Source organism: Streptomyces sp. SolWspMP-5a-2 (genome assembly GCF_900091845.1).
In the GTDB taxonomy this organism is placed as follows: domain Bacteria; phylum Actinomycetota; class Actinomycetes; order Streptomycetales; family Streptomycetaceae; genus Streptomyces; species Streptomyces doudnae.
Map to the genome: position 1 here is coordinate 1 of NZ_FMCI01000100.1, position 8,316 is coordinate 8,316.

Consider the following 8,316-nt stretch of genomic DNA (forward strand, 5'->3'; position numbering starts at 1 on the left):
GGGCCGCCGAGTCCGGGGCGGCCCCCGCTGCTCTACGCCGTCGCCGACCCGGACGACGTCGAGAAGGTCACCCCGAGGGCGCCGAACCCGCCTCGGAGCTGGTCGAACGCGCCCTCGCCGCATGCGCCCGCACCCTGGTCGGCGCCGGTGCGCGCCGCCTGCTGGTGGCGGGCGGCGAGACCTCGGGCGCCGTCGTCTCCGCGCTGGGCGCCCGCACGCTCGCCGTCGGGGCGCCGATCGCGCCCGGTGTCACCTGGGCCCGCGCCGAGGTCGCGTCCCCGGGCGGCGGGGGCGCCGTCGACCTCGCGCTGAAGTCCGGCAACTTCGGCTCCACCGACATCTTCACCACGGCCTGGGAGCAGCTCGCATGACCGCGCCCCGCGACGAACTCGTCCGCACGGCAGCCCACTTGGCGTCCCTCGGGCTCAGCCCCGGCTCGTCAGGCAACCTCAGCGTCCGCGACGGGGACGGGCGCGTCCTGCTCACCCCGACCGGCGCCGACCTCGCCGCGCTCGACCCGGACGCGCTCTCCGTGCTCGACCTCGACGGCACCCACCTCGACGGTCCTCGCCCCTCCAAGGAGCTGCCGCTCCACCTGGCGTTCTACCGGCGCGATCCCGCCAACCGGGCCGTGGTGCACCTGCACTCGCGCCAGGCGGTCGCCGCGTCCTGCCTGCCCCCGTGGTCGGCGCGCAGCGCCCTGCCGCCGCTCACCCCGTACTTCGTGATGCGGGTGGGCCAGACCCCGCTGCTCCCCTACGCCCCGCCCGGCGACCCCGGCCAGGCGGCCGATCTGGAACGCCTAGACTTCCCCTGCCGGGCGGCGCTCCTGCAGAACCACGGCCCGGTCACGGCCGGGCCCACCCTGAAGGCGGCGGCCGAGGCGGCGGTGGAGATCGAGGAGGTCTCGGCGCTGCTGCTGCTCCTGGGCGCCCGGCACCCCCGCCTGCTCACCCCGGCGCAGGCGCGGGCGCTGGCGGCCCGGTACGGCTCCTGCTGGACGGACGAACGGGAACCGGAGGAGGCGCTGCGCCCGGCGTGAGCGCCCGGGGACGGGCCGTGGGCCGGGTGGCACACCGTGAGGCACCGGGAGGTACCTGACGGCTGCCTACCGTCGAGGACGTGCGGCGCGGGGATCGCCCCCGCGGCGCACGCAGCCCCCTCCCCCGATCCTCCCGAGGTACCGCCATGTCCCGCTCGACCACCTACGTCCTCGTCCACGGCGCCTGGCACGACGGCCGGTGCTGGCACCGGGTCGCCCCGCTGCTCACCGCGCACGGGCACCGGGTCCTGACGCCCTCCCTGACCGGCCACGGCGACCGGGCCGGGCTGCTCGGCCCCGAGGTCGGGCTCACCACCCATGTCGACGACGTCGTCGGCCTCATCGACGAGCAGAACCTGGAGGACGTCGTCCTCGTCGGGCACAGCTACGCGGGGATGGTCGTCTCCGGCGTCGCCGACCGGGTGCCGGAGCGGGTGGCGCGGCTGGTGTTCCTGGACGCGATGGTGCCGGTGCACGGCGAGAGCGCGGTCGACGTGATGCCGTTCAGCCAGGCCCTGATCGACGCGGCGGCGGCGGGACCGCACCCCTGGCGCATCCCGCCGCTGCCCGAACTGCCCGCTCCGCGGGGCCTGTTCGGTGTCACCGACCCCGAGGACGTCGCCTGGCTCAGGACGACGCTCGGCGACGAGTCCGTCCGCTGCTTCCAGGAGCCGGTCCGCCTGGACAACCCCGCCCAGGAGTCGATACCGCGCGTCCACATCCACTGCGTCGGCCAGGAGCCCGCCGGGGTCACGCGCCGTCCGGTTCCGGCGCCCAGGCCCGGCGGGGTCCCCGCCCGTGTCCACGAACTGCGCACCGGGCACGACGCGATGCTCACCGAGCCCGCCGCGCTCGCCGCCCTGCTCCTCGACCTGGGCTGAGCGGCGCCGCCGTCGCGGTCACCGGCCGGGGCCGTCCCCGGCCGGTGACTCAGGCCGTGCGGGAGACGGGCACGCGGTGGATCGGCGTGACGGCGCCGGTGAGCGGGACGCCCGTGCCGCCGCGCCGGGTGGCGACGATCTCCGCCGCGATGGACAGCGCCGTCTCCTCGGGGGTCAGGCCGCCGAGATCGAGCCCGATGGGCGAGCGCAGCCGGGCCAACTCGACGTCTTCCAGGCCGACTTCGCGCAGCCTCCGGTCGCGGTCGAGGTGGGTGCGGCGGGAGCCCATCGCGCCGACGAACGCCGCCGGTGTCCGCAGGGCGACCTCCAGGAGCGGTACGTCGAACCGGGCGTCGTGGGTGAGGACGCACAGCACGGTGCGGGCGTCCGTGCGGGTGGTGCGCAGATAGCGGTGCGGCCAGTCGACGACGACCTCGTCCGCGTCGGGGAAGCGGGCCCGGGTCGCGAAGACGGGCCGGGCGTCGCAGACCGTGACGTGGTAGCCGAGGAACTTCCCGACGCGCACCAGCGCGGCCGTGAAGTCGACCGCACCGAAGACGATCATGCGGGGCGGCGGCAGGCTGGACTCGACGAGCAGGGTGACGCCGCCGGGGCAGCGGGAGCCGTCCTCGGAGACCTCGACCGTGCCGGTGCGGCCCGCGTCCAGGGCGGCCAGCGCCTCGGCGGCGGCGGTGCGGTCCAGGGCCGCTCCCCCGCCGAGGGTCCCCTCCGGGTCCTCGTCCGGCGTCACCAGCAGGGCCCTGCCCAGCAGTCGGGCCGGGCCGCGCACCACCCGCACCAGGGCCACCGGCACGCCCGCCGCGGCGCGGTCGAGCGCCGACCGCAGCAGGGGCGCGGCCGCGGCCACCGGAGTGACCAGCACGTCGAGGACCCCGCCGCAGGTCAGGCCGGTGGCGAAGGCGTCCTCGTCGCTGTAGCCGAACTGTTCGAGGACGCTCTCGCCGTCCGCGAGGACCTGCTCGCACAGCGCGTAGACGGCGCCCTCGACGCAGCCGCCGGAGACCGAGCCGATGACGCTCCCGCCGCGGTCGACGGCGAGGGCGGCGCCGGGACCGCGCGGCGCGCTGCCGCCGACGGAGACGACGGTCGCCACCGCCACCTCGCGCCCCTCGTCGAGCCAGGCGGTGAGCTGCGGCGCGAGGTCAAGCATCGTGGCCCGCCAGCACCCGGTCGGGGCGGATGGGCAGGGCGCGGTGGCGGACGCCGGTGGCGTGCCAGACCGCGTTGGCGATCGCCGCGGCGGCGCCCACGATGCCGATCTCGCCGATCCCCTTGATGCCTCCGGCGGGGTCGTCCGGGTCGGGTTCCTCGATCCACTCCGCCTCCAGGCGGGGCACGTCGGCGTGCGCGGCCACGTGGTACCCGGCGAGGTCGGCGCCGACCAGGCCGCCGTGTCCGGGGTCGCGGACGGCCTCCTCGTGCAGGGCCATGGAGATGCCCCAGACCATGCCGCCGATGAACTGCCCGCGCGCCGTCAGGGGGTTGACGATCCGTCCGGCGGCGAACACCCCCAGCATGCGGCGCACCCGCACCTCGCCGGTGGCGACGTCGACGGCCACCTCGGCGAACTGGGCGCCGAAGGAGTGCCGTTCCTTCTGGGCGAGGGCGGCGACGGCCTCGGTGGTGTCGGCGCGCACGGTGATGCCGTCCGGCGGGATCTCCTGACCGGGGACCAGACGCTCGCGCAGTGCGGCCGCGGCCGCGGTGATCGCCCAGGACCAGGAGCGGGTGCCCATGGAGCCACCGGCGATCATGGCGGGCCCGAACGCGCTGTCGCCGAGCCGTACTTGTACCCGGTCGGGTGCCGTGTCCAGGGCGTCGGCGGCGACCAGGGTGAGGGCGGTGCGCGCGCCGGTGCCGATGTCGGCGGCGGCGATCCGCACGGTGAACGAGCCGTCCGCCTCGGCGGTGACCGACGCGGTGGAGGGCGCGGCGCCCGCGCCGAAGGAGGCCGCGGCGGTGCCGGTGCCGAGCAGCCAGCGGCCGTCCCTGCGCCGTCCGGGCCGCGGGTCGCGCCGGGCCCAGTCGAAGCGGCGGGCGCCGAGTTCGAAGCAGGCCCGGAGGTTGCGCCCGGCGAACGGCAGTCCGGAGACGGGGCCGCGCTCGGGTTCGTTGCGCAGCCGCAGCAGGACCGGGTCGACGCCGGCCTTCTCGGCGAGTTCGTCGAGGGCGCACTCCAGGGCGAAGGAGCCGGGGGCCTCGCCGGGGGCGCGCATCCAGGTGGGGGTGGGCACGTCGAGGCTGACGACGCGGTTCTCGGTGTGGTGGGCGTCGGCGTCGTACATGACCCGGGCGACCCCGGCGCTCGGTTCGACGAACTCGTGGACCGTGGAGGTGCGGCTCAGGGAGCGGTGGTCCAGGGCGCGCAGGCGTCCGTCGGCGTCGGCGGCGAGCCTGACCCGCTGGACGGTGGGGCTGCGGTGCCCGGCGAGGGTGAACATCTGACGCCTGGTCAGCACCACGCGGACCGGGCGGTCCAGGACGGCGGCGGCCATCACGGCGGCGACCTGGTGGGCGCGCACGCCCTTGCTGCCGAAGCCGCCGCCGACGTGTTCGGAGCGGACCCGCACCGAGGCCGGGTCGAGGGAGAAGAGCTGGGCGAGTTCGCCGACGACCCAGGTGGCGCCCTGGTTGGAGTCGACGACGTCGAGCCGCCCGTCCTCCCAGCGGGCCGTCGCGGCGTGCGGCTCCATCGGGTTGTGGTGTTCCTCGGGGGTGGAGTACTCGGCCTCCAGGACGACGGCTCCGGCGGCGAGTTCGGCCTCCAGATCGCCCTTGTCGGTGACGGCCGGCATGTGCCCGTCCGCGGGGCGGGTGTCGGGGCGGTCGGCGTCGAAGCCGACGTCGTGCGGCTCCCGGGTGTAGCTCACGGCGAGCGCCTCGGCGGCCTCCCGCGCCTGTTCCGGGGTCTCGGCGACGACCAGCGCGACCGGCCAACCCCGGTGCGGCACACGGTCGTTCTGGAAGACGGCGCAGGTCGGGTCGGGCGCGGTGCCGAGCATGCCGACGTAGTCGGTGGTGAGGGGCAGGGCGTTGCGGTGGTCGAGGACGGCGAGGACGCCCGGCATCCGCAGCACCGGTTCGCTGTCGATGTCCGTGATCCGGCCGCGGGCGACGGTGGAGAGGACCAGCCAGCCGTGGGCCAGTCCGGCGAAGGGGATCTCGCCGGCGTAGCGGGCGGCGCCGGTGACCTTGTCGCGGCCCTCCACCCGGACGTGCCCGGTGCCGACGGCTCCGGTGCGGACGGCGGTGGTCATCGCGCGGCCTCCTCGGCGAGTTCGGTGAGCACGGCCACGGTGAGGTTGCGCATCAGGGTGACCTTGTATCCGTTGTGCGGCAGGGGCCTCGCGGCGGCCAGCTCGGCGTCGGCCGCGGCGGCGAAGGAGGCGGCGTCGGCGGGTGCCCCGGTGAGGGCGCGTTCGGCGGCGCGGGCCCGCCAGGGGCGGGAGGCGACGGCGCCGTAGGCGAGGCGGACGTCGCGCACGACGCCGTCGCGGACGTCGAGCGCGGCGGCGATCGAGCCGATGGCGAAGGCGTAGGAGGCGCGTTCGCGCACCTTGCGGTACCGGGATCTGGCGGCGACCGGGGCCGGGGGCAGCGTGACGCCGGTGACGAGGGCTCCCGCGGGCAGGGCCGTCTCGCGGTGCGGGGTGTCGTCGACGGGGAGGTAGAACCGGCCGAGCGGCAGGTCGCCCGGCCCGTCGGCGGTCTCGTAGTGCACGACGGCGTCGAGGGCGGCGAGCGCGACGGCCAGGTCGGACGGGTGGACGGCGACGCAGTGGTCGGAGGCGCCGAGCACGGCGTGGTTGTGGTGCTCGCCGCGGACCGCGGGGCAGCCGCTGCCGGGCCGGCGCTTGTTGCAGGGCAGGGTGGTGTCGGTGAAGTAGGCGCAGCGGGTGCGCTGGAGGAGGTTGCCGCCGAGGGTGGCCATGGTGCGCAGTTGTCCCGAGGCCCCGGCCAGGACGGCCTGGGCGAGCACCGGGTAGCGGCGCCTGACCTCGGGGTGGGCGGCGAGGTCGCCGTTGGTGACGGTGGCGCCGACGCGCAGGCCGCCGTCCGGGGTGGACTCGACGCGGTCCAGGGGCAGTGACCGGATGTCGACGAGGCGTCCGGGCCGTTCGACGCCGGTCTTCATCAGGTCGACGAGGTTGGTGCCCCCGGCGAGGAAGCGGGCGTCGGTGTCGGCGTCCAGGAGGGCGACGGCGTCGGACACGTCCTGGGCGCGCTGGTAGCCGAACTCCCTCACGCGACGGCCTCCTCGGTGTCCGCCGCGGGGGCCGCGGAGGTGCTGTCGGCGGCGTGGGCGACGGCCTCGACGATGGCGTTGTAGGCGCCGCACCGGCACAGGTTGCCGCTCATCCGTTCGCGGATCTCCTCGGGGGTCAGCTCGGGCGGTCCCGCCTCGGGCCGCAGGTCGCCGGTGACGGCGCTCGGCCAGCCCTCGGCGTGCTCGCGCAGCACGCCGACCGCGGAGCAGATCTGTCCGGGGGTGCAGTAGCCGCACTGGTAGCCGTCGAGGTCGAGGAACGCCTGCTGGACGGGGTGCAGTCGTCCGCCGTCGGCCAGGCCCTCGACCGTGGTGATCTCGCGGCCCTCGGCGGCGACGGCGAGGTGGAGGCAGGAGACCGCGCGCCGTCCGTCGAGCAGGACGGTGCAGGCGCCGCACTGCCCGTGGTCGCAGCCCTTCTTGGTGCCGGTGAGGTCGAGACGCTCGCGCAGGGCGTCCAGGAGGGTGGTGCGGTGGTCGACGGGCAGCGTGCGCGGCTCGCCGTTGACGTTCAGGGTGATGACGCTGGACGTCGGTAAGGCCATGGACGACTTCTTTCGGGTGGGTCGGGTGCGTCGTGCGGTGTCCCGGCTCGGCGGGCGCCTGCCGCGCGGGGCCCGGCACCGCTCGCCGCGTTCCCTCCCGGGGGCGGTCGGCGTGCGGGCGGGCACGGCCGACGGCTGCCCGCGGGGCGCGGCCACGGCTATCGTGGGACGCGTCCGGACAGCTGTCCGCTACTCCGGGAAACGTAACGGACAACTGTCCGCTTAACAAGGGCCGGTTCGGCCACCGGCCGTCGAGGAGCGACCCGTGCGGGACAAGAGGGACACGCCGATGCGGTCGGACGCGCAGCGCAACCGCGAACGCATCCTGGACGTCGCCCTCGCCGAGCTGACCCGCTGCCCGGACGCGCCGCTGAGCGCCATCGCCAGGAAGGCCTGCGTCGGACAGGGCACGTTCTACCGGAACTTCCCCAACCGGGAGTCCCTGGTGCTGGAGATCTACCGGCACGAGATGGGCCAGGTCGCCGACACCGCGCCCCGGCTGCTCGCCCGGCTGCCGCCGGACGAGGCGCTGCGGGCCTGGATGGACCGGCTCGCCGAGTTCGCCATGGCCAAGGCCGGTCTCGCGGACGCGATCCGGCTCGCCACCAGCGCGCCGGACGGCCCGCAGAAGCCGCCCCCACCCCCGTCACCGAGGCCGCGGAACTGCTGCTGCGCGCCTGCGAGGAGGCGGGCACCGTCCGGCCGGGGCTGAGCGGCGACGACTTCCTGCTCGCCATCGCCGGGCTCTGGCAGCTCAGCCTCGCCGAGGACTGGCGCTCGCGGGCCGCGCGCCTGCTCGACCTGGTGATGGACGGCCTGCGCGCGGGCGCGCCGGGCCCCGGCCGCGCCTCCTGACACCCCCGCGCCCGGCTCCGGCCGCGAGGCCGCTTCTCGTACCCTGACCAGGCAGTTGAGCCGTCCGGGAGGCACCCGCCGCCCGTCCGGCACCCGTGACAGCACAGGGAGAGACCCATGATCTTCATCACCGCCCGCTTCCGCGTCCGCCCCGAGCACGCGGACGACTGGCCCGAGATCACCCGCGCGTTCACCGCGGCCACCCACGCCGAGCCCGGATGCCTCTGGTTCGACTGGTCGCGCTCCCTCGACGACCCGGCCGAGTACGTGCTCGTGGAGGCCTTCCGCGACGACGAGGCGGGCGGGGAGCACGTCCGGTCGGAGCACTTCCGCACCGCGTGCGCGCACCTGCCCGGGTACCTCGCGGAGACCCCGCGCATCGTCAACGCCTCGCTCCCCCAGGACGACTGGTCGGAGCTGGGCGAGATGACGGTGGAGTAGCCGCGCCCTCCCGTCGGCGACCGCCGCAGGTCCCGTCCTCCCGGGCCCGCGTTTTCTGGACTTGCCGGTCCATTTTCCGCGGCGCACAGTGGCGTCCGTGCCCCGGAGGACGGGGTTCAGGCGAACCGACGGAGTGATTCAGGATGTCGACGCGACTCGCGGGCAGGACCGCCCTGGTGACCGGGGCGACCAGCAACATCGGACGGGCGGTGGCGGAGGCGTTCGCCGCCGAGGGCGCCCTCGTGGCCGTCTCCGGGCGCAGCG

8 protein-coding genes and 2 pseudogenes are annotated in these 8,316 nt (G+C 75.8%); 6 read left to right on the forward strand and 4 right to left on the reverse strand.

Features of this window, described 5'->3' with window-relative positions:
• The 3 genes and pseudogenes from GA0115242_RS09630 to GA0115242_RS09640 form a co-directional block, all read left to right on the forward strand.
• Positions 1–371, forward strand: a pseudogene (locus GA0115242_RS09630) (nucleotide-binding domain containing protein); the annotation flags it as partial.
• On the forward strand, positions 368–1,042 hold the full coding sequence (locus GA0115242_RS09635; RefSeq protein WP_093826626.1) for a class II aldolase/adducin family protein: 675 nt from the start codon (positions 368–370) through the stop codon (positions 1,040–1,042). The pseudogene GA0115242_RS09630 and the gene GA0115242_RS09635, both read left to right, overlap by 4 nt.
• Before the next feature lie 146 nt (positions 1,043–1,188).
• Positions 1,189–1,923 (forward strand): alpha/beta fold hydrolase, encoded by a 735-nt coding sequence (locus tag GA0115242_RS09640; protein WP_093826628.1) that lies wholly within the window; start codon positions 1,189–1,191, stop codon positions 1,921–1,923.
• A 49-nt stretch (positions 1,924–1,972) separates the two neighbouring features.
• Here GA0115242_RS09640 and GA0115242_RS09645 read toward each other — a convergent pair whose 3' ends face one another.
• From GA0115242_RS09645 to GA0115242_RS09660, 4 genes are read right to left on the reverse strand one after another with little or no spacing between them, the layout of a single operon-like run.
• Positions 1,973–3,094, reverse strand: coding sequence for an XdhC family protein (locus GA0115242_RS09645; protein WP_093826631.1), 1,122 nt, complete (start codon positions 3,092–3,094; stop codon positions 1,973–1,975).
• Positions 3,087–5,201, reverse strand: a complete 2,115-nt coding sequence (locus tag GA0115242_RS09650; RefSeq protein ID WP_093826633.1) for a xanthine dehydrogenase family protein molybdopterin-binding subunit — start codon at positions 5,199–5,201, stop codon at positions 3,087–3,089. The genes GA0115242_RS09645 and GA0115242_RS09650 overlap by 8 nt, the downstream gene beginning before the upstream one ends.
• Positions 5,198–6,190 carry an FAD binding domain-containing protein gene (locus GA0115242_RS09655; RefSeq protein ID WP_093826635.1) on the reverse strand — a complete coding sequence of 331 codons (993 nt, stop codon included), beginning with the start codon at positions 6,188–6,190 and terminating at the stop codon, positions 5,198–5,200. Before GA0115242_RS09655 ends, GA0115242_RS09650 begins: the two co-directional genes overlap by 4 nt.
• Positions 6,187–6,756 (reverse strand): (2Fe-2S)-binding protein, encoded by a 570-nt coding sequence (locus tag GA0115242_RS09660; RefSeq protein ID WP_093826637.1) that lies wholly within the window; start codon positions 6,754–6,756, stop codon positions 6,187–6,189. The genes GA0115242_RS09655 and GA0115242_RS09660 overlap by 4 nt, the downstream gene beginning before the upstream one ends.
• A 289-nt stretch (positions 6,757–7,045) precedes the next feature.
• On the opposite strand from GA0115242_RS09660, the pseudogene GA0115242_RS09665 reads away from it, so the two are divergent.
• The 3 genes and pseudogenes from GA0115242_RS09665 to GA0115242_RS39825 form a co-directional block, all read left to right on the forward strand.
• Positions 7,046–7,611: pseudogene (locus tag GA0115242_RS09665) on the forward strand (TetR/AcrR family transcriptional regulator).
• Between the two features lie 117 nt (positions 7,612–7,728).
• Positions 7,729–8,052, forward strand: a complete 324-nt coding sequence (locus GA0115242_RS09670) for a putative quinol monooxygenase (protein WP_093826638.1) — start codon at positions 7,729–7,731, stop codon at positions 8,050–8,052.
• A gap of 143 nt (positions 8,053–8,195) precedes the next feature.
• Positions 8,196–8,316, forward strand: a 121-nt coding sequence (locus GA0115242_RS39825; protein WP_141721562.1) for an SDR family NAD(P)-dependent oxidoreductase, incomplete at its 3' end; no start/stop codon positions are given.

What these genes read in the sequence shown, in the direction of transcription:
- GA0115242_RS09635 (WP_093826626.1), top strand. Translation starts at nt 368, where the DNA reads ATGACCGCGCCCCGCGACGAACTCGTCCGCACGGCAGCCCACTTGGCG.
- GA0115242_RS09640 (WP_093826628.1), top strand. Translation starts at nt 1,189, where the DNA reads ATGTCCCGCTCGACCACCTACGTCCTCGTCCACGGCGCCTGGCACGAC.
- GA0115242_RS09645 (WP_093826631.1), bottom strand. Translation starts at nt 3,094, where the DNA reads ATGCTTGACCTCGCGCCGCAGCTCACCGCCTGGCTCGACGAGGGGCGC.
- GA0115242_RS09650 (WP_093826633.1), bottom strand. Translation starts at nt 5,201, where the DNA reads ATGACCACCGCCGTCCGCACCGGAGCCGTCGGCACCGGGCACGTCCGG.
- GA0115242_RS09660 (WP_093826637.1), bottom strand. Translation starts at nt 6,756, where the DNA reads ATGGCCTTACCGACGTCCAGCGTCATCACCCTGAACGTCAACGGCGAG.
- GA0115242_RS09670 (WP_093826638.1), top strand. Translation starts at nt 7,729, where the DNA reads ATGATCTTCATCACCGCCCGCTTCCGCGTCCGCCCCGAGCACGCGGAC.